The sequence below is a fragment of the Marivirga aurantiaca genome, from assembly GCF_016679925.1.
Taxonomy (GTDB): domain Bacteria; phylum Bacteroidota; class Bacteroidia; order Cytophagales; family Cyclobacteriaceae; genus Marivirga; species Marivirga aurantiaca.
This window is the reverse complement of sequence record NZ_JAEQBW010000003.1, coordinates 94,928-116,026: the sequence shown is the minus strand read 5'-3', so window position 1 is coordinate 116,026 and position 21,099 is coordinate 94,928. Positions and strand designations below refer to the sequence as shown.

General features: G+C 38.5%; 19 protein-coding genes and 1 riboswitch. Of the genes, 10 read left to right on the top strand and 9 right to left on the bottom strand.

Going from position 1 to position 21,099, the window contains the following annotated elements:
- Positions 1–74: 74 nt before the first annotated feature.
- Both JKA74_RS08495 and JKA74_RS08490 read right to left on the bottom strand, forming a co-directional pair.
- Positions 75–251, bottom strand: a complete 177-nt coding sequence (locus JKA74_RS08495; RefSeq protein ID WP_201430756.1) for a histone H1 — start codon at positions 249–251, stop codon at positions 75–77.
- A gap of 102 nt (positions 252–353) precedes the next feature.
- Positions 354–1,604: an aminotransferase class I/II-fold pyridoxal phosphate-dependent enzyme gene (locus tag JKA74_RS08490; RefSeq protein WP_201430755.1), complete on the bottom strand. Its 1,251-nt coding sequence runs from the start codon at positions 1,602–1,604 to the stop codon at positions 354–356.
- A gap of 171 nt (positions 1,605–1,775) precedes the next feature.
- Here JKA74_RS08490 and accC point away from each other — a divergent pair, with 171 nt between their 5' ends.
- The 8 genes from accC to JKA74_RS08450 all read left to right on the top strand — a co-directional run bounded on the left by accC (position 1,776) and on the right by JKA74_RS08450 (position 8,420).
- A complete protein-coding gene (gene accC / locus JKA74_RS08485; RefSeq protein ID WP_201430754.1) occupies positions 1,776–3,269 on the top strand; it encodes an acetyl-CoA carboxylase biotin carboxylase subunit in 1,494 nt (497 codons plus the stop codon).
- A 3-nt stretch (positions 3,270–3,272) separates the two neighbouring features.
- Complete coding sequence (locus JKA74_RS08480) at positions 3,273–4,574, top strand: DUF1015 domain-containing protein (protein WP_201430753.1); 1,302 nt, start codon at positions 3,273–3,275, stop codon at positions 4,572–4,574.
- Entirely contained in the window at positions 4,540–5,115 is a 576-nt protein-coding gene (locus JKA74_RS08475) for a Maf family protein (protein ID WP_201430752.1), read from the top strand. The genes JKA74_RS08480 and JKA74_RS08475 overlap by 35 nt, the downstream gene beginning before the upstream one ends.
- Positions 5,115–6,047 carry a CPBP family intramembrane glutamic endopeptidase gene (locus JKA74_RS08470; protein WP_201430751.1) on the top strand — a complete coding sequence of 311 codons (933 nt, stop codon included), beginning with the start codon at positions 5,115–5,117 and terminating at the stop codon, positions 6,045–6,047. Before JKA74_RS08475 ends, JKA74_RS08470 begins: the two co-directional genes overlap by 1 nt.
- A gap of 88 nt (positions 6,048–6,135) precedes the next feature.
- Complete coding sequence (locus JKA74_RS08465) at positions 6,136–6,324, top strand: hypothetical protein (protein ID WP_201430750.1); 189 nt, start codon at positions 6,136–6,138, stop codon at positions 6,322–6,324.
- Complete coding sequence (locus tag JKA74_RS08460; protein ID WP_201430749.1) at positions 6,321–6,692, top strand: type II toxin-antitoxin system death-on-curing family toxin; 372 nt, start codon at positions 6,321–6,323, stop codon at positions 6,690–6,692. The genes JKA74_RS08465 and JKA74_RS08460 overlap by 4 nt, the downstream gene beginning before the upstream one ends.
- Before the next feature lie 106 nt (positions 6,693–6,798).
- A complete protein-coding gene (locus JKA74_RS08455; RefSeq protein WP_201430748.1) occupies positions 6,799–7,476 on the top strand; it encodes a spheroidene monooxygenase in 678 nt (225 codons plus the stop codon).
- A gap of 32 nt (positions 7,477–7,508) precedes the next feature.
- Positions 7,509–8,420 carry a hypothetical protein gene (locus JKA74_RS08450; protein ID WP_201430747.1) on the top strand — a complete coding sequence of 304 codons (912 nt, stop codon included), beginning with the start codon at positions 7,509–7,511 and terminating at the stop codon, positions 8,418–8,420.
- 230 nt (positions 8,421–8,650) lie between these two features.
- On the opposite strand, the gene JKA74_RS08445 is transcribed toward JKA74_RS08450, so the two are convergent.
- From JKA74_RS08445 to JKA74_RS08415, 7 genes are all read right to left on the bottom strand, one after another.
- The gene (locus JKA74_RS08445) at positions 8,651–9,310 is read right to left on the bottom strand and encodes a phosphoadenylyl-sulfate reductase (RefSeq protein ID WP_201430746.1); all 660 of its coding nucleotides are present in this window, start codon (positions 9,308–9,310) and stop codon (positions 8,651–8,653) included.
- 2 nt (positions 9,311–9,312) lie between these two features.
- On the bottom strand, positions 9,313–9,915 hold the full coding sequence (locus JKA74_RS08440) for a precorrin-2 dehydrogenase/sirohydrochlorin ferrochelatase family protein (RefSeq protein ID WP_201430745.1): 603 nt from the start codon (positions 9,913–9,915) through the stop codon (positions 9,313–9,315).
- The gene (gene cobA, locus JKA74_RS08435; protein ID WP_201430744.1) at positions 9,899–10,657 is read right to left on the bottom strand and encodes a uroporphyrinogen-III C-methyltransferase; all 759 of its coding nucleotides are present in this window, start codon (positions 10,655–10,657) and stop codon (positions 9,899–9,901) included. The genes JKA74_RS08440 and cobA overlap by 17 nt, the downstream gene beginning before the upstream one ends.
- A gap of 196 nt (positions 10,658–10,853) precedes the next feature.
- Positions 10,854–12,980, bottom strand: a complete 2,127-nt coding sequence (locus tag JKA74_RS08430) for a nitrite reductase (protein ID WP_201430743.1) — start codon at positions 12,978–12,980, stop codon at positions 10,854–10,856.
- Positions 12,981–13,132: 152 nt separating this feature from the next.
- A complete protein-coding gene (locus tag JKA74_RS08425; protein ID WP_201430742.1) occupies positions 13,133–14,305 on the bottom strand; it encodes an O-succinylhomoserine sulfhydrylase in 1,173 nt (390 codons plus the stop codon).
- A 306-nt stretch (positions 14,306–14,611) separates the two neighbouring features.
- Positions 14,612–14,715: riboswitch (SAM riboswitch) on the bottom strand.
- A 582-nt stretch (positions 14,716–15,297) separates the two neighbouring features.
- Positions 15,298–16,548 (bottom strand): DUF819 family protein, encoded by a 1,251-nt coding sequence (locus JKA74_RS08420; RefSeq protein WP_201430741.1) that lies wholly within the window; start codon positions 16,546–16,548, stop codon positions 15,298–15,300.
- Entirely contained in the window at positions 16,545–17,177 is a 633-nt protein-coding gene (locus JKA74_RS08415; protein WP_201430740.1) for an NUDIX hydrolase, read from the bottom strand. The genes JKA74_RS08420 and JKA74_RS08415 overlap by 4 nt, the downstream gene beginning before the upstream one ends.
- A gap of 186 nt (positions 17,178–17,363) precedes the next feature.
- On the opposite strand from JKA74_RS08415, the gene JKA74_RS08410 reads away from it, so the two are divergent.
- Positions 17,364–20,189: an endonuclease gene (locus JKA74_RS08410; RefSeq protein ID WP_201430739.1), complete on the top strand. Its 2,826-nt coding sequence runs from the start codon at positions 17,364–17,366 to the stop codon at positions 20,187–20,189.
- Between the two features lie 53 nt (positions 20,190–20,242).
- Complete coding sequence (locus JKA74_RS08405) at positions 20,243–21,067, top strand: endonuclease/exonuclease/phosphatase family protein (RefSeq protein ID WP_201430738.1); 825 nt, start codon at positions 20,243–20,245, stop codon at positions 21,065–21,067.
- The last annotated feature ends 32 nt before the right edge of the window (positions 21,068–21,099 follow it).

Here is a 21,099-nt window from a genome sequence, read left to right as displayed (position 1 = left end):
AAGGGTTAAAAAGTATTATAAACAAAAAAGGCCGACAAAATTGCCAGCCTTTCTAATGAATTTAGGTTTGGTGATTAAGCCTTGTTCTTTTTTTCTTGAACTTCAATTCTGATTTCTTGCGCCAGGTTTTTCAACTCTTGCATTCCTTTTCTAACTCTAGTACCAGCTGCTTGGTTTTCTTTGTCGTAGAATTTTTCAAAATCACCTTCTAGTCCCATTACTAGATCTCTTACTTGTTCGAATCTTTTCATTCTTATTTTAGTTTACGGTTGACTAAATAATTAATTTAATTGGAAGCAATATAGGCAAAAACATTAAAAAACAACAATTAGAGCTGTTTTTTTGGTGAATTTTTACTCATTAAAGGCTTTTGCCAGCTCATTCTCCCTATAATGACCACTTGAGAGCTTCTCTTTTATGGCCTCAAATGCTTTAATAGTACGGTTTACATCCTCAATACTGTGCGATGCAGTAGGAATTAATCTTAGGATAATAGTGTCTTTTGGCACTACCGGATAAATCACTACTGAACAGAAAATATTGAAATTTTCACGTAAATCGTAAGCCAAAGAAGCGGCTTCCCCTACCGTACCGTTTAATACAACAGGTGTTACAGGTGATTGAGTAAATCCAATACTAAAGCCTTTTTCCTTTAACCCTCCTTGCAATGCATTCACCACTTTCCATAAATTCTCTTTATGCTGTGGTTGATCTCTAAGAAGTTCCAAACGCTTGATGGCTCCTTCCACCATTGGCATAGGTAAAGATTTAGCAAAAATTTGAGAACGCATATTATAACGTAGGAATTTAACAATATCTTTATCCCCTGCTATAAATGCACCAATTAAGGCCATCGATTTCGCAAAAGTGCTAAAGTAGAGGTCTATTTGATCCATAACTCCCAAATGCTCTCCTGTACCGGCACCTGTTTCCCCCATGGTACCAAACCCATGTGCATCATCTACTAATAAGCGGAAATTATATTTTTCCTTTAAGGCGACTACATTTTTCAAATCGCCCATGGCTCCCGTCATACCAAATACACCTTCAGTAATAACCAATATGCCACCACCTGTTTCGGCCGTTAGTTTGGTAGCTCTTTGCAGTTGCTTTTCCAAACTTTCAATATCATTATGAGGGTAGACAAATCGCTTTCCCATGTGTAATCTCACACCATCAACAATACAAGCGTGGGACTCCGCATCGTAAACTATTGCATCTTTACGTCCTACTATAGCATCGATGACAGATAATACTCCCTGATAACCATAATTCAAAAGCATTACATCAGGCTTCTTAATAAAGTCAGCCAATTGTTCCTCCAGAAGTTCATGTTGTGACGTATTACCGGACATCATCCTTGCTCCCATCGGGTATGCCAGACCCCATTTAGCAGTGGAATCAGTATCTGCCTTTCGCACCTCAGGGTGATTTGCTAAACCCAAATAGTTGTTTAAACTCCAGGTAAGTACTTCTTTTCCTCTAAATTTCATGTGGGGGGAAATCTCTCCCTCCAGCTTTGGAAACATAAAATACCCCTCTTCTACATTGGAATGCTTGCCCAAAGGACCTCTATCCACTTTCAATTTCTCAAATAAATCCACGATTGTTTCTTTTATTGATATGTCTGTTTTCTATTTTCAATCAACAAATGTAACAAAAAACTGTTGACGAAAAAATTACTTACGCCCTTTAAACGATGTTTCTTTAGCAAAAAACACAATTATTATGTAGCATTGTAGATTGATTTTGTGAGTGTTTTTAAGGAGTAAATTATGGCGAATATCCAAAAAATATTAGTGGCCAATAGAGGCGAAATTGCACTACGCGTAATGCGTTCTGCTAAAGAATTAGGAATCCAAACAGTGGCTATCTATAGTGAGGCCGATAGAAATTCACTTCATGTGCGATATGCAGATGAGGCTGTTTGTGTAGGTCCCCCGGCTTCCTCAGAAAGTTATTTGAGAGTAGATAAAATATTGAAGATTTGTAAGGATTTAAAAGTAGATGCCATTCATCCTGGTTATGGATTTTTATCTGAAAATGCAGATTTTGCCCGGCAGGCACAGAAAGCAGGAGTTATTTTTATTGGCCCATCCCCTGAAGCCATCGAAATAATGGGAGATAAGCTGTCAGCCAAGGCCGCAGTCTTAAAAAGAAACGTGCCTTTAGTACCCGGATTAGATAAAGCCATTACTGATATTAAATTTGCCAAAGAAAAGGCGGAAGAGATTGGTTATCCTATTTTAATAAAAGCCAGTGCAGGTGGTGGTGGTAAGGGAATGCGTATAGTGGAAAACCCGAAAGATTTTGAAGAGCAAATGGACAGGGCTGTTTCAGAAGCAAAAAATGCTTTTGGTGATGGATCCGTTTTTATAGAAAAATTCGTGACCTCTCCCCGCCATATTGAAATTCAGGTAATAGGTGATCAGCACGGAAATGTAGTGCATTTATTTGAAAGAGAATGTTCCATCCAAAGAAGACACCAGAAAGTAATTGAAGAGGCCCCTTCTAGTGTTTTATCCCCTGAGAAACGTGAAAAAATGGGCAAAGCTGCAATAGATGTAGCAAAGTCTTGTAACTATTATGGAGCCGGTACTGTGGAATTCATAGTGGATGAAAAACTGGATTTCTATTTTCTTGAAATGAATACCCGTTTGCAAGTGGAACATCCGGTGACAGAACAAATTACAGGGGTTGATTTGGTGAAAGAACAGATTAGGATTGCAGAAGGCAAACCACTCTCCATTAAACAGGAAGATTTAAAAATTATTGGTCATTCTGTTGAAGTGCGAGTTTATGCCGAAGATCCCAAAAACAATTTCCTGCCTGATATTGGCCGACTAAAAGTATATAAAAGGCCTCAGGGCACCGGGGTCAGGGTGGATGATGGATTTGAACAGGGCATGGACATACCTATTCACTATGATCCTATGATAGCCAAGCTAATCACCTATGCAGACAATCGAGAAGAAGCTATTAAAAGAATGATCCGCGCTATTGATGAATACGAAATCGTTGGAATTCAAACTACCTTGAACTTTTGTAAATATGTTCTACAACATGAAGCCTTCACCAGTGGTAACTTTGACACCAAATTCATTGAAAAGTACTTTACACCTGAAGTGTTGGAAAGTAAATTAAACCAGGAAGAAGCAGAATTGGCAGCTGCCCTTGTTGCCAAAATATGGACTGAGAGAAAAGCTCAAACCACTGCAAATAACGCTAGTGAAAAGAAAGTATCCTTGTGGAAAAAAAACAGGTTGTAATTGATGGCTGAAATTAAACCTATAAAAGGATGGCGGTATAATGATGTTCTGCAAGGACAAATTGAAGCGTTGACAAGTCCTTTATTTGATGTAGTCTCTGAGAAACACAGAGAAAACTTGTATAAAAACGAATTGAACAGCATTCATTTATCCGTTCCGAAAGGTCCCGATGCATCGAATAAAGCTGCTATAACATTAGAGAGATGGAAAAAGGAGGGTATTATCCAGCAGGATCCATTGCCTGGGATATATGTGTATTACCAGTATTTCACCTTGCCAGGATCGCCTCGGGAGCATGTTAGAAAAGGATTTATAAGTTTCATTAAAGCATATGACTGGGACGATAAGATTATTCTCCGTCATGAAAACACCATCCCTAAATCAGTAAACGATCGGATTGATATTCTTGAAAAGACTCAACTGAATGTTAGTGCCACGCACGGCCTTTATGCAGACGGGGATTTTGAACTGGAGCGGTACATGGATGAAAGCATGCTGAGCCCTTTGAGTGAAATTGAAGATTATCAGGGTGTAAGGGAAGTGATCAGCGTAATTCACGATGCAAAAGTGATCAGGAAATTTATAGATAAACTGGCACCGCAGAAGATTATCCTGGCGGATGGCCATCACCGCTATGAAGGCTCCATGCTCTACAGAAAAAAAATGATGGAGGAAAATCCTGATCACACAGGTGAGGAGGGTTATAATTACCACATGATGTATTTCACTAATGCCAATTCCGATGATTTGCGCATTCTGCCCACCCATCGGTTAATTCAGGGGCTGGACAGTTATTCTGAGGTGGAAATTATGGAAATGTTACAGGAAGATTTCCTGGTTAAACGTGTGGAAAATGCTTCTGAAATTAATGAAATTATTTTAGGCAAAAAATGGGCCTTTGGATTGATATTTAAAGATGATACTTATAAAATCAGACTAAAACCGGAAAAAATAGACACCATGAAATGGCCTTTTCCGGATGTGGTGAAACATCTCGACCTGACAGTGCTACATTATTTCTTCATTGAAAAAATATTAGGTATTAAAGGAAAGGAACAGCGAAGTTCGGAAAATATTGCTTTTGAAAGAAATTTTGCCAACTGCCTTACCAAGGTGATGAAAGAGGAGGCACAGTTTGCTTTAATCACCAAGGAGATTAGTATGGAAGAAGTAACCCAGGTATGTTTAAGCGGCTATACTATGCCTCAAAAATCAACTTATTTCTATCCCAAAACCATTTGCGGATTTTTATTTAGCTCAATTAAAGAAGATGAATTTAGCTTACCCTCTTATTTTAGGTTCTAAATCGCCCAGAAGAAAAGAAATTTTGCAGAAAGCAGGTTTTCAATTCAGTACCGAAGCAAAAGATACTGAAGAAAGCTACCCTGATGATTTACCCAAAACAGAAGTGGCAGCTTTTTTATCGGAAAAGAAGGCAAATGCTTTTCTGGGAAATAGCAGCTACGACAATAAAATTGTTTTAACGGCTGATACGACAGTATTAATTGATGGAATGCTATTGGAAAAACCAAAAGATGCCCCTGAAGCTTTTGCTATGTTAAAAAAATTGAGCGGCAGAAAACACCAGGTAATTTCTGGTTTCGCTATTTTATGCAATGGTGAAGTTACCAGCTATTCAGATGAAACCTTAGTTCATTTTTCTGAAATCAATGATCAGGAAATTGAAAACTATATCAAAAAACACCAACCTTTTGATAAAGCCGGGGCCTATGGTATTCAGGAGGGTTTGGGTCTTACCCATATCGACAGGCTGGAGGGTTCCTACTTCACTGTAATGGGCTTACCCATTCATCTTGTTTATAAAGCATTAACGGCAATCCACTGATGCGTGCTATCTGGAAGTATTTTGTCGATTTTCATCATGAGGTGAAACACCCTGTAGGTTTATATGTATGGATGACTCTTTTTATTACTATCCTCACCTTTATTAACTATAGTGTGAGAATGGAAAAATGGATGGACCGATTAAAACCTGCCATTTTACCTTATGTGGCACATTTCATTATGTTCGCCTTTATTTATTTTGTAATTGTTTTCCTGTGTTACAGATATAGAGCTATACCTAATGTATTTAAAAGTAGAGCTTTTATGCTCAAAAGTTTTTTCATGTTGCTTCTCTTAAGTGTGGATGTAAGCTTCCATTTCCACAGAGAAGTAGTGAAGAGTATTTTTGAGGTAAAGGATCGTTACTTTATGTATAAAGTTACTTCTCAGATCAACAGTATTTTTGTAATGCTTATTCCTCTAATTATCTATTACATAAGATTTGAAAAAACGAATGATAACTTTTATGGCTTAAAAGCTTCAGCTAAAAACATCAGCCAGTATTTTCCCCTGATATTATTAATGATTCCTTTGATTTTTGCTGCTTCTTTTGAAAGTAGTTTCCAGGATTATTATCCACGATTTAAGGAGTCTGCCCAATTTTTAGATTGGTCGGTGCAACTAAGAGCCACCGTATTTGAAATATTTTATGCCGTGGATTTTCTTTTCACTGAGCTTTTATTCAGAGGATTAATGGTATTGGGCTTTACAGCATTTTTAGGGCCGAGAGCCATCCTGCCAATGGTTGGTCTGTATGTAGCCTTGCATTACGGCAAGCCTTTAGGCGAAACTATTGGCTCCTTTTTTGGTGGTTATATTTTAGGAGTGCTGGCTTACCAAAGCAGAAATATCTGGGGTGGCATTATTGCGCATATGGGAGTAGCTTTATTAATGGAACTGGCAGCCTGGTGGCAGAAGGTTTATAATAGTTAAAATAAATCCATGATGACTTTATCCTTTTGAATTATTTTTTTTGAAACCTATCTAACTGCATTTTTGTATATTTATACAAAACATATTTATGGCACCAAAAGATATAAAATCAGAAATACATAAGTTATTGGACAATATACCTGAAAATGCACTTCAGGATTTGTACAATTACCTGAAAGAGGCAGAAAAACAATCCTCAAAAACCAATGAACTAAATCAGAATCTAAGTAAAATCCTAAGGGAAGATAAAGATTTGTTAAAGAAGTTAGCTCAATGATCAGTAAAAAGGAGGTATTAAAAATTCACTCAATTTTAATTGATCAGTTTGGAGGAAGTCATGGAGTAAGAGATTATGATTTATTAGACTCAGCTATTAATCGACCTATGGCAACATTTGGCAATGAAGAGCTTTATCCTACCCCAATTGATAAAGCAGCAGCAATACTAGAGAGTATAGTGAAAAACCATCCTTTCATTGACGGCAATAAAAGAACAGGCTACGTATTAGCTAGACTATTATTATTGCAATCCCAGCTAGATATTAATGTTAGCCAAGAGGAAAAATACAAAATGGTAATTTCCATTTCTACAGGAAAAATGAATTTTGAACAGATACGAGATTGGTTTTTAAGATATACTGAATAAAAATCTACCTCAAATAAAAATTATACTATTGTCAGCCAACTCTAAGTTTTAACAAACAAATTAAAACCCTTTCCCAGCCTGAGAGTTTAGGAAATTATATTTCATTATGGTTACACTCTCAATTATTAAATATACCCAAAACAAATGGTGGGCATTTAAACAAATGCAGTTATTGCCTCCACAGCTTGCTGCAGTAAGTAGCTGTACATTTTCAAAAGTGTTGGGAACCGGCAGTGGTTTCGGCTTTAGCTTATGGCCTGATTTTACAACATACGCCCTGTTAATGAAATGGAAGGATGAGGTGTCAGCTGAGACATTTTTTAGCAACTCTGAAATATTTTTAGAATTGCAGTCAAAATCTGAGCATATTGAAAACCATTATCTTGAATCTATCGGGGCACATGGCAGCTGGTATGGGGAAAATCCATTTCCAGAGAGGGGAGAATATTCAGGGGGTAAAATAGCGGTCATCACCCGGGCCAGAATTAATATCCATAAACTTCCCCGTTTCTGGCAATTTGTTCCCAAAGCAAGTAAATCTATTGAGGAAGCTAAAGGATTAGTATATACTAAAGGAATAGGAGAATGGCCTTTGATTGAACAGGCTACTTTTAGCATTTGGAAAAATGAACAGGCCATGAAAGCCTATGCTTATGCTGATATTCACAAAGAAATTATAGGAAAAGTAAAGAAAGAGAATTGGTATAAAGAAGAGCTTTTCAGCAGGTTTAATGTCATAAAAAGCTTTCAGCATAGCAAGAACAAAACAGTAGTGCTACAATAACGTACTTAAAATTTCAATTAGCATATAGATTTATGAAAAAGATACTACTCCTTTTACCTGCCATTTTATTTGTATTCCAGAGTTGCTCTCAGAAAAGTAAAAAAGATACACCCAAAGAAAAGCAAGAGCTCAAACTGTCGGGAAACTTTGGTGACTATTGGTATCAGGGAAAAGCTGAGCTAACCTCCTATGAACTGGAACAAGTGCGCTATGGAGAAATGAGAAAAGGTCACGCTGTACTCATATTTGTAACCGAAGATTTTTCAAAAGAAAAACAGGTAAAGTTGGATAATCCTTCAGAAAACCCTGATGATGCACAAAAAGTACTGAAGCTTAATTTCACTAAAAAATTCAATACAGGCATTTACCCTTACTCCATCATGACCTCCACTTTCTCTCCGGTATATCCTGAAGATGATATACATGCGGTAAAAGTAACCACCAGCGTGCAGGAATGGTGTGGTCATGTATTCATGCAACTGAATAAAGGAAATGGTAATTATAACGCGTTTATGCGGTCTTATTTTGAAAGTGAAGGTGATCAATCATTACCATTGGAAAAGACATGGCTGGAAGATGAGCTTTGGACGTTGATCCGCTTAGACCCTTCGGCAATTCCTTCCGGAAACCTCCATATTATCCCATCAACAGAATATATACGCTTAAAACATAAAGAGCTGAAAAGCTATAATGCAGAGATCACTCAATCCAATACTGATTCCGTTTCAGTGCTCTCTCTGGAAATACATGAACTAAACCGCAGCTTAAAAATCTATTATAGCCCCAGACACCCTTTCACCATTGAAAAATGGGAAGAGACTTACCCTGAAGGAGGCGAAATGATGATAACTACCGGTACTTTAAAAAAGCGAATCATGCTGGATTACTGGAATAAAAATAAAGTGGATGATAGCGTTTATAGGGAAGAGTTGGGGTTTGATTAAATCTTCCTTTCTTTTGGCTTGACCCAAAAGAAACAAAAAGTCAAGGCTGTATTCATTTCTTAACGGCATTTTGGATTTCTAATTGGGAAACAAAAAAACTCTCTTCGGTCAAACATTTTGTTTCTTATCCAATTAGAAATTCAAAATTCCTAAAATGAATAAGGCCGATCCTTGTCATAAAATACAGACTTTCCACTTAATTTATTGTAGCACCAATTTTTACTAGAACTTCATAAATGTATCCCGCATTCTACTTTAGCCTTTCCTGACCAACGACCTTCTCTCTCACTGCCTTTTACCGTACAATGCGTACAACCTATAGAACTGTAGCCTTTAGCCACTAGCTCATGACTGGGCAGTTCATGAATGAAAAAATACGTATGCACCTCCTCGGGCGTCATGTCCAACAACGGATAGACCTTTAAAAGATCAGCTTTTCGATCAAAAAAGCCTAGCTGCTTTCTGTTTTCGTTCTGATATTTAAACAATCCGGAAAGCCAGATTTTATGGCTTTTTCTTAGGGTAGATAAGGGTTCTACCTTATTAATAAAGCAGCATAAATCCTGATTATGCTCATAGGTAAAGTTTTCTTCAGTAAACCGATGCTTGTTTTCCGGAGCGCCAATGGTCTTAATATTCAGCTTAAGTTGTTGTTGTAGCCTCTCCTTATAAGCTAAAGTCTCTTCAAAATGGTAGCCTGTCTCTAAAAAATAGATTGGATGATCAGGACTGATTTTATGGATCAGATGCAAAAGTAAAGCAGATGAACTTCCGAAAGAGGAAGTCATCAAAATTTCATCTTCCGCATAATGATCAAAAATCCATCTCACCCTTTCCTCAATTGAGTAATAAGCAAAATCAGGCCATGATGATTCACCGATACTGTCCATTCTTAATTCTTGTTCTTATCATGTACAAAAGAGGCCGTAATTTCATTGAGCACCTCCATTTTCTTTTCAAAATCACCTTTAAGGGCTTTACGGATCTCGGCTAAATTCTGCAAGATATCATCCGTATGATCAGGCAATACCTCTTCTAAAATAGCCCTTAACCTTTTAGCAAAAGTAGGCGACTTCCCATTAGTGGAAATCCCGATTTTTAGGTTGCCTTTTTTCACTGTACTGCCCAGATAGAAGTCACATAGTTCAGGCGTATCGGCCACATTTACCAAAATTCCCAAAGCTTTAGCATCTGAATAAACCTGCTTATTCACTTCATAAAAATTGGTGGCACCAATCACTAAATTAATACCCGCCAAGTCTGAAGTAGCATATTTTTTCAGTACCAGTTTAATTGACGGATGGCTCGCTGCAATACAATAAATTTCCTGACTTATTACAGGGGCAATTAATTTTACATTAGCCTCCTCATCGTTTTTCAAAAGAGCTCCCAATTTCTCGAGGCCTACATAACCACCTCCCACAATTAGCGTCTGGATTTTATCCAGCTTCAAAAAAACCGGAAACAAATGATTTTCTTCAGATCTGTTTAACATAGTGCGGTACACTTTTAATAGTGGCTAAATAATTATCTTCTCCAATGGATTCGCCCACCAAAATTATACCCGGTGAGGCCACGGTATTTTCACTGATAGTAGCTTCCAGCTGGCCGACCGTAGTTCTATAAATTTGCGCATTCTCCAAAGACCCGTTGGACACGATAGCAGCAGGCAACCAGTCTTTTCCCTGCAATTCATACGCCCTGCTGATGGCAGCTGCTTTGCGCAGGCCCATTAAAAATACCGCTGTGGAATTACTTTGAGCAACCAGTTCTACATCTCCAGACAGCTCTCCGCTTTTAGTGGTAGCGGTTACCACCCAAAAACTTTCATTGATGCCACGAGTGGTAAGGGGCAACCCATAAAGTCCGGCCAGATTGATACTTGAAATACCAGGCACCACCTGTGACGGGATTCCAAAACTTTCAGCATGGTCTATTTCTTCCTTTCCACGGGCAAAAATAAAAGGATCTCCACCTTTCAATCTTACCACATGGCCGTGACTGAAAGCATATTGAATGATCAAGGCATTGATTTCTTCTTGTTTATAACTATGCTTTCCGGCACGTTTTCCTACGAATATTTTTAGCACCTTGGAAGGTGCATAATCTAATAATTCAGGATGCACCAGGGCATCATATAATACCACATCGGCCTGGGCTAAAGTTTTGATGCCCTTTACACTGATCAAGTCCGGATCTCCCGGTCCTGCTCCTACTAAACTTAATTTCTTTTCCATGATTTATGTTTTATAATTCGATTAGTTAAGGCTACTTTAAAAGCTCGATCCCCTTAAAATGCTATTAAGTTAAGTTTCATTTCAAACCTCAACCTTGCATCCTTCTCCGAAAGGAGAAGGAGGTAAGCCTTAACTGAATAGCATTTTATCCTACTCAGACTAAATGATAAAATTTCCTTAACTAATCGATGTTGATTTATGCTTTATAAAAATGATTTATGACACTTTTTTCAGTCGGTTTGATCCCTCTCAGGTTTTTAGCTGTATCTAAAAACTGATGAGCAGATTTCAGATAGTGAGCCGCAAACTCTTCGGTAGGCTTTTGCTCTTTCATTTGATACACTAAATCAGCAAAAGTACTTTCCAATGTTACTTTACCGGTTGCTACAAAGTGCGTATCAAAATCTTCAATGATGAGCAGTTGTGTGTTACACTGAATATCTTCTGCCAGTAATAATGCTTTGGCGGTGGTGACAAATACATTATAAGAATTGTAGATAGCGTGCTCTAATCGATTCTCGCCTACATATTCATAGGCTTGATTCAATTTCTCCTCGGCTTCATTGAAGATAGTACTGACTAAATCAAAGCTCACACCAGCACATTCTCCTACCCCAATTTCAGGAATGTATTCTTCTTTATGGTTCCAGTCGATGTACTCTGAATCTTCAATATTGGACAAATCGCCCAAATGCTTGAGGAGATCGTAGAAATACTTTTTGCCCTGCTCTCTGAAATAATCAGGATAAAAGGCACCACCCGCATTGGCTTCATAATCATTCAACAGAACTCTGAAAGCTTCAGGAATTCGTTTCGTAGGCAGTTTGATTACTTTTTCAGCCGCTAATCCGGTACCATCTGCTCTCAATCCGCCCCCTAAAACAACCTGCATAGCAGGCACTACTTTTCCGTTGTTTTTAATGGAACTGCCGTGTAGGCCAATTCCGGCAATCATATGCTGGCCACAGGCATTCATACAGCCGCTGATTTTGGTATTGATCAGTTTACTATTGGCTAGTTGTGGATATTCTTCCAATAAGAAATTCTCCAAAACAGTAGCTAAAGCAGTGCTATTAGTTACTCCTAAATTACAGGTATCAGTTCCCGGGCAAGCAGTGATGTCTGCAAAGCTTTCCGCTCCGGATTGGTTTAGGCCAAGCTCTCCTAACCTTTCGAATAAAATAGGCAAAGCATCTTTTTGCACAAAGCGAATTACTAAGCCCTGATACACACTGATCACTAAATCACCCCCTACAAACTGATCAATGGTATTGGCTAGTTTGATGGCTGTTTCATGATCAATATTTCCTAAAGGCGCTTTTACCAACACTCCGTAGTAGCCCTCCTGCTTTTGTTCAAAAACATTGGAATCCAACCACTTTTGGTAGCCCCACTGATCGCTGGCTACATAATTTTTAATTACTACCTGGGGCTCAGCTGCTTTTAAGGTTGTGTAGTTCAGCTCCAATGGTTTATGATGCAGCACTTTTTCCTCTTCTTCCACCAACCTTCTAAATTCTTCCAAGCCAATATTCTTGATTAAAAATTTTAATCTTGCTTTCATTCTCTTTTCGCGTTCACCATATCGATCAAAAACTCTCAAAGCTGCTTCCAGGAAGTTGATTAACCTGCTTTCCGGAAGAAAATCGAAGAATTCCTGCGCAAGGATAGTTTGAGCACCCAAGCCACCACCTACTAAAACGCGAAATCCTTTTTCTTCTCCTTTGTCAGTTTTCTTCAAAATCGGAATAAATCCAAAATCGTGAATGAAAGCAAAGGCAGTATCTTTCTCGCTCGATGAAAAAGCAATTTTGATCTTCCTGCCCATTTCCTGGCAGATAGGATTACGCAGAAAAAATTTAAATACTGCATCTAGATAGGGTGTTACATCAAAGGGTTCATGTGGATCTATGCCTGCTTTATGGCTGGCGGTGATATTACGCACTGTATTGCCACAAGCTTCCCTGGCCGTTAAGCCCGCTGCTTCCAAGGCAGTCCAGATAGCCGGGGAATCATCCAGCTTTACATGGTGTAACTGAATATTTTGCCGTGTTGTCAGGTGTAAATTGCCGGTAGCATACTTTTCTGAAAGTGCAGCTACCGTTCGCAGCTGATCGGTAGTAATTCTGCCGGCAGGAATTTTGAGGCGAAACATTTGAACGCCCTGTTGCCTTTGCCCATATACGCCACGGGTTAAACGGTAGGCCTTAAATTTCTCCTCTGCGATTTGTCCGCTTCGGAATAATTCAATCTTATTATGTAGCTCTGCTATGTCTTTTTTAGCGGCCTTGCTTAAGCTTAATTCTTCTGTTATTTGTGTCATTATTTTAAGTTTTTAGGTAAAAAAAATGCCTCTTACGGAATGATGGATTCTGCAAGAGGCACTATAATTTGGGTATAGCAATATCATGCAGCGTCCGGTGGGGCCTTACAACAAATCATACAACAGCACATATTTTCTATATGAATTCTCATTTATTTCGATGCTTTTAAGGCTTGTTCTAAATCTTCAATAATGTCATTTACATTCTCTAAACCAACTGATAGCCTGATCAGTCCATCATCAATACCTACCCTTTTTCTTTCCTCACTACTCAATTTACTATGTGTGGTGGTGGCCGGATGAGTCACAATGGAGCGGGTATCTCCCAAATTGGCAGTCACTGATAAAGTATTCAGCTGATTGATGAATTTACTGCATCTCTCAGCTCCTCCTTTCACTATAAAAGTGAGAATTCCACCACCCAATTTCATTTGCTTTTTAGCGAGATCATATTGAGGATGAGATTGAAGGAAAGGATATTTCACACCTTCTAATTCAGCATGCCCCTCCAGGTACTCAGCAATTTTCAATGCGTTTTCACAATGTTTATCCATCCGAAGTGCCAGGGTTTCCAGGCTTTTAGATAAAATCCATGCATTGAAGGGTGAAATAGCAGGGCCTGTATGTCGACTGAAAAAGCGGACATCTTTAATCAATTCTTTGGAGCCCATGATTAATCCGCCCAATACCCTACCTTGTCCATCGATAAACTTGGTAGCACTGTGTGTAACAATATGCGCACCCCATTTGGCAGGTTGCTGTAGGTAAGGTGTGGCAAAGCAATTATCTACTACTAAAATTAGATTGTGTGCTTTAGCCAATTCCCCTAACCATTCCAAGTCTATAATTTCCAGACCCGGATTGGAAGGCGTTTCCACAAAAATCATTTTCGTTTCCGGCTTGATGAGGCTTTCCCATTCATGCGTTCTGCTGATATCTGCATAGGTGTGCGTGATGCCCCAACGCGGAAAAATCTGCGTTAATAGCTGGTGTGTTGAACCAAATAATGAACGTGCCGCTAAAATATGGTCTCCTTGTCGTAATAAAGCAGCCATACTTCCGAACATAGCCGCCATGCCGGTTGCTGTGGCAATTCCATCTTCCACACCTTCCAGGTGAGCAATTTTATCAATTAGCTCTGAGCTGTTTGGGTTAGAAAAACGAGAGTAAATATTGCCATCCTCTTCATCATTAAACAATGCTTTTGCCTGTTCTGCATTTTCAAAAGTGAATGAAGAAGTAAGGTAAAGAGGTACAGAATGCTCTCTATTACCACTTTTAGCAGCCTGTGTTCTTATTGCCTGGGTTTCGAAATGTTGCGACATAATGTATGGATATATTTTTTTTGTTGACGAAACCTTCTTATTCAAAAGATTCCCAAAATTTTAATTGATTTTGTATGAGATCCCCTGTTAAGCAAAAGAAAATTGCTTTCAGTTATTACACATCAAAGAAGTGCAACTATGGTTTAACAGGAAATGATTTAGTGAAAATCAACAACAACCAATGCAACAACAAATAACGTTGGCAGTGTGCTGAGTATGATTAAATGGAATTGATACAAAAAGAAAAGGATTTTCTGATTGTTGTATTGTTTGGGCGTACTTAAATTGCTTTTTCATTGTTTTACCGTTTTATATTTCCCTTCGTTGGGCAGGAATTGGCACCTTCCCAAATAGTTTGGCGGTTGCCAGAGGATCATCGAGCCTGATCTCTTACCTCTTCTTTATAAATCGGATACTTCCGATATGATGCTCAAATATAGAGACAACTTTTCTACAATTCCAAATTTGAATGGGGATAATTTTTGAATTGATTTGAAATGTCGTTTGTTTTACCTTTTTCCTAAGGCAAATTTTCATTGCTTTCTTTTTTCTACCTTTCTTTTTGCTTGAACAAAAAGATACTATAATTCAAGAAAGTTTAATGCTTCCACTCTCCAAGCCCTCGCTGGCTCGCTAAACTTTCCTCCCTCCCGCTTTTCCGAGTTTCTCGGAAGTGGTCGGGTTAATTCTATTTAAATTCATCATAATAAAATCCATATTATCTTCTTTGAGGACCGTTTAAATCAGCAAATACTTGTTTGTAAATTCATTTAAATCCTTATTTGTTGAAGGGATTCCTTTAATCTCCTGTATGTAGCCAAATATATTTTATCCCGTCCCAAGTTATCAAATTCCCAGGACTCTCTTCTCTACCAACTTCAATAGCAACATTCTTCAACTCAACCATTTCACTTCCCGCAATATCAAAGTTTTCTTTAAAAGTGGTGACTTCTGCAGTTGGTTCTCTGTAAAGTTTCCATAAAATATATCATTCACCCTCCGGCAGCTATTTGCATTAATAAACCACAGATGTAGGCTGCATAAGTACCCAACGCATAGCCTAAAACAGCCAATAAAACACCCACAGGCGCCAGACTAGGATGAAATGCCCCTGCCACAATAGGCGCTGAGGCCGCTCCGCCTACATTGGCCTGACTTCCTACTGCCACAAAGAAATAAGGCGCTTTAATTATTTTTGCAACCAGTAAAAGCAGAATAATATGCACACTCATCCAAATTAATCCTACTACAAAGAAACCGGGATTATCGAAAATAGCAGTTACATCCATCATCATACCGATGGTGGCAACCAATACATAAATCATTACACTGCCCAAACGTGAAGCACCTACACCTTCCAGCTTTCTGGCCCTGGTAAAAGATAAGCCCAAGCCAATAGTAGTAGCTATTACCACCAACCAAAAGAAGGACGAGGTCAAACTGAATTTATCTAATTGAGGGGCTACATTTTCAATCCATGGGGCAATTAAATCAGCTCCAAAATGGGCAATTCCCGTGGCACCAAAACCGATGGCCAATACTGTCATTACTTCAGCCAAAGTAGGAATTTTCATGATGGAAGCCTGATATTTCTCAATACTGTTTTTCACTTCTTCAATGGAAGAAGCATCTGCCTTCAGCCTGCCGTCCAACTTTTTAGAAATACCTACACCGTATAGCAAAAATGCCATCCAAATGTTAGCCACAATCACATCTACTGTGACCATAGTAGCAAATAAATCCTGACTTGCACCAAAAGTTTCAAACATGGCTGCCTGGTTGGCTCCCCCACCTATCCAACTGCCGGCAATGGTGGCCATTCCTCGCCATACAGCCTCCGGACCTACGCCCCCGACTACATCCGGTGCAAAAGCTGAAACAATTAATATGGAGATGGGACCACCAATTACAATACCCATAGTACCTGTAAAAAACATAATGACTGCTTTTTTTCCCAATTTAGCAATGCCCTTTAGGTCTATACTCAAAGTAAGCAATACTAATGCAGCGGGCAATAAATATCGTGAGGCCATAAAATATAAATCTGACTCATCACCTGAAATTATACCAAGCGTATTGAAGATTGAAGGGATGAAATAGCATAACAAGACTGAGGGAATAAAGCGGTAAAATTTTTGCCAGCCCGATTTTTTACTTGTAGAAGTAATGAAAACAAAAGCCAGAATCAGCATTAATAAGCCAAAAACAACTGCATCATTGGTAATAAAGGGGGTGTCTTTCATTTCTTATATTCTTTTAGAATTGTCATAAATTCACTTAAAATCATTGCGGTCGCACCCCATACTATTTTCCCGTCAATATCGAAATATGGGGCTTTTAATCTCACCTCCGGACCTACTGTTAATTCTGTTTCCTTTAGAGTGTCGGTGGCCAAAAGCTGATCGATATTAGTGGAAAAAATATGCGCTACTTCGTAAGGATCTGCTACAAAGTCAGGCGTTTTTTCTATAAAACTGATAATGGGTTTTACCACAAAATTGCTTGCTGTAATATGCAAGTCAGATAAGGATCCAATAATTTGATGACCCTGAATTCTGACCCCAATCTCTTCATGGGTTTCCCGAATAGCTGTTTCTATTAATGAGGCATCGCTTTCATCTCTTTTCCCACCCGGCAAGCTAATCTGTCCGCCATGTACCCCCACATAGTTGTGACGCTGGGTTAGAGGAAAACAGATTTCTCCATTCTCCTGCTGATAAAGCATAATCATTACAGCACCTTTCCTTGGAGAACCCTCATGTTTCAACCGAAAGTTAGGGCCTAATTGCTTAGCCAACATTCTCTGATGAGCAGCATCGCCCGGCAGAGTAGTTTGTAGTCTTTCTTGAAGAAATTTGACAATATCTTTCATTCAGTATTACTAAACAATTGTGGGTATTCTTTTTACTTCTTAAAGTTTTTCAACGACAATAATACAAAACATTATGGAGCTAAAGGCAAAAATAACCGACACATTACGAAAGCTTAAAACCACTTTGCCTAAGTTTAGAATTATTTTTAGGATATTTGTAGCATAAATAAATTCAAATAAGCATCTATGTCGCATTATTACAAATCCTTTAAAGTTTTATTCTTCTTTCTATTTTTAAGCATACAAAGCATTGTTGCACAAATTCCTGCCGGATATTATGCCGATGCTGAAGGTAAAGAAGGTTATGCATTAAAAACAGAGTTGTTTTTCATTATTGATAACCATAATGACAGAGGATATAGTGCTTTGTGGACTTTGTATTACGACAGTGATGCCAAACCCAACGGAAAAGTTTGGGATATGTATTCCGATGTTCCCGGAGGAACGCCCCCCTATGAGTACACCTTTGGCTCAGATCAGTGTGGAAACTACAGCGGGGAAGGCTCATGTTACAATAGAGAGCACTCATTTCCTAAAAGTTGGTTTAATGATGGCAGTCCGATGGTAAATGATGCCCACCATATTGTACCTACCGATGGATATGTAAATGGACAAAGAGGAAGTTTTCCATTTGGAGAAGTAGGTAGTGCTTCCTGGACTTCACAAAACGGAAGCAAGAAAGGAAGCAGTTCGGTTGCAGGTTATTCAGGTACAGTTTTCGAACCTATTGATGAGTACAAGGGGGATTTTGCAAGAATTTATTTTTATATGGCCACTCGTTATCAAAGCCAAATTGATAGCTGGAGTAGTGATATGTTGAATGGCACGGAAGATCAGACATACACAGATTGGGCACTTTCAATGCTGCTGGAATGGCACAATGCAGACCCGGTAAGTCAAAAAGAAATTGACAGAAACAATGAGATCTATGATTATCAGGGCAACAGAAATCCTTTTGTAGATCATCCTGAGTGGGTAAGCTGTATTTGGGAAAATAGTTGTGATGGGTCAACTTCCCCATCACTTTCTGCCTCAACTGCCAGCTTGCAGTTTGGTACTGTGGAGTTTTCTGCAACTCCTGAAATAAAGAATTTCACAGTAACCGGATCAAATTTAAGTGAGATAGCTACCCTCAGTTCTAATGATAATAACTTTACCATTTCCACTAGTTCAAATTCAGGATTTATCAATTCCCTGGAGCTCACACCTGATGCCGAGGGAGTGCTTGACCAAACCATTTATGTGCAATTTGCACCTGCGCAGGATGTAAGTGCCAATGTAAACGGAACTCTATTAATAGATCAATCGGAAGTGGACAATATCAATATTACTATGGCAGGTACGGTACAGGAGCAAACAGATCCAAGTGCTGAAATTACTTCAACTATTGCTGTATTTGAGGCTAATTTATTCTACGATAACTCAGTGGAAAGCCAGGCAATTGATCTGACAGGATCTAACTTGAGTAGTGATGTAACTATCACACTCAGCAATGGTTTTCAAATCTCAAGCGATGATGTTGATTTTTCTAATTCAATTGACATTAGCCCGGATAATTCAGGCAATATCAGCACCACATTATTTATCAACTATTTACCACCGACCTTAACTGAAGGCAATTTTTCAGGTGAATTAACAGTGGGTAATAATGGGCAAACTTTACAAACACTCGACTTATCCGCCAACATCTATAGCCAGGACAATTCCATTGTACTTTCTGCTTCTGTTGCAAGCCTGGAGTTTGGAAGTATCTATTTTGGGGAGACAGCTGAAATACAATCATTCGAGCTTACTGGCAGTGGATTGACAGAAACAGCCACATTAAGTAGTAATGCAGGAGAATTCCTTATTGCCCAATCGGAAAATGGTGACTATGGCAATAGCCTGGTTCTCACTCCTAACAATTCCGGAGAACTTAATGAAACTATCTTTGTGCAGTTTTTGGCTATTGAAAATACTACTGAAAGCATTATTTCAAGTATCTCAATCACTCAACCGGAGGTGCAGGATTTTGAAGTGAGTGTAAGCGGTTCGGTAAAGGAAATAGCCACCCCTGATGTTTCCCTCACTAATAGCCCGGAAGTATTCAATACCAATATTTTTTATAACACAGAAATTCAAGAACAGGAGATAGACTTTCATGCAGTTGGTATCCTTAATTCCCTGGAGATCAATGCTACCAATGGCTTCAAAATCTCCCTGGACAATACCCAATTCACTGAAAATATCGAGTTGGAAACCAATGAAGACAGAGAAGTAATTGACCAACTATGGATTAATTTCCAACCTGAAAATTTAACCGCAGGCAATTATGCCGGTGAATTGAACTTTGTAAGTGAAAATGAAAATCTATTAACGCTCACTTTAACTGCCGAGCTAATTGATCAGGACACCAGTATCGTATTAAGTTTTGTAAAAGATACTATTTTCACCACAGTCAATGAGCCTATTTACGAACTTAAAGTTCAGGCTCAACGAATTTTGGATGAACCACTCAATTTCCAAATAAGGTTGTCTGATTTCAATAATATATTTTATCCGGCCCAGTTCACTACAACACCTGAGGCTGATGGCACCTTGATGAGTTTAAATATTCCGGAAAATGACAGTATTGCTGTTATTCAATTGGTGCTTGATACGGCCAAATTGAAAACTAATACTGAAAAATCATTCCTATTGAGCATTCTTAGCTCCGATGACTATAACTTAGGTGAAACAACAAAGTTAGTAGTGGATATTGCACCACATGGCAATGAAGTAACAGCCAATAAATTTGCTTCAGAACAATCATTTGTTGTGTATCCTAACCCAACTAATGATTACTTGCAGGTGGAAAACGTTTCAACATCTGCTATTTTCAACATCTATAATATTCATGGCAAAAAAGTGAAATCCGGGAATGTCAACCATCAGAAAATTGAGGTTCAAGAGCTGGAGAAAGGACTTTATTACCTCCAGCTTACAATCGATGGAAGGCTCAAAAGCAAGGCAGTAAAATTTATAAAACAGTAAAATTTATAATAGCTTTGATGAATAAATAGTTTCAGGCACATCAACTTGGTAGTATGAAAATTAAATTCACCATACTTTTATTGTGTATTATTTCTGTTCCTGCCATGGCACAGGATATGTTAAAAGTTTGCACTTTTAATATCAGGTTTGCCAACCCTGCTGACGGTATTCATCAGTGGGAGAACAGAAAAGAGCATGTGGTGAATTTCATCAAAGCAGAAGCCATTGATATTATTGGCATGCAGGAGGTTTTACATTCACAGATTACCTACCTGAATGAACACCTGCCCAATTATACACAGGTGGGTGTTGGCAGAGAAGATGGAAAGCAAAAAGGGGAATATGTACCAATCTACTTCAATTCTGAGAAGTTTGAATTATTGGATAGTGGTAACTTCTGGCTTTCTACCACTCCGGATAAACCCTCTGTAGGTTGGGATGCCGCCTTGCCTCGCATAGTTACCTATGCGGTACTGAAAAATATCAAAACACAGGAAAAAATTCATGTGCTCAATGCACATTATGATCACGTGGGAAAAATAGCAAGAGAAAATAGTTCTAAACTACTTTCTGAACGTTTATTAGGCAACTACCCTAATGATCAGCTGATACTATTGGGTGATTTTAACTTGGAACCCGAGGAGGAAGCTATTCAATTAATTACCTCCTCCGGTTTGAAAGACAGCTACCTTACAAGTGAAATCACCTTTGGTTCGGAAGGAACCTTCAATGGCTTTGAAGTGGGTAAAGTTCATGGCAAAAGAATAGATTATATCTTTTACAAAAATTTAAAAGCTAAAGTTTACAAAGTCAACAGTTCTGTCATTGATCAGACTTATTTATCGGATCATTTTCCTGTGGTGGTGGAGTTTAGGTGAAATGTCTGTAAATTGATATTCAAGTGATTGAC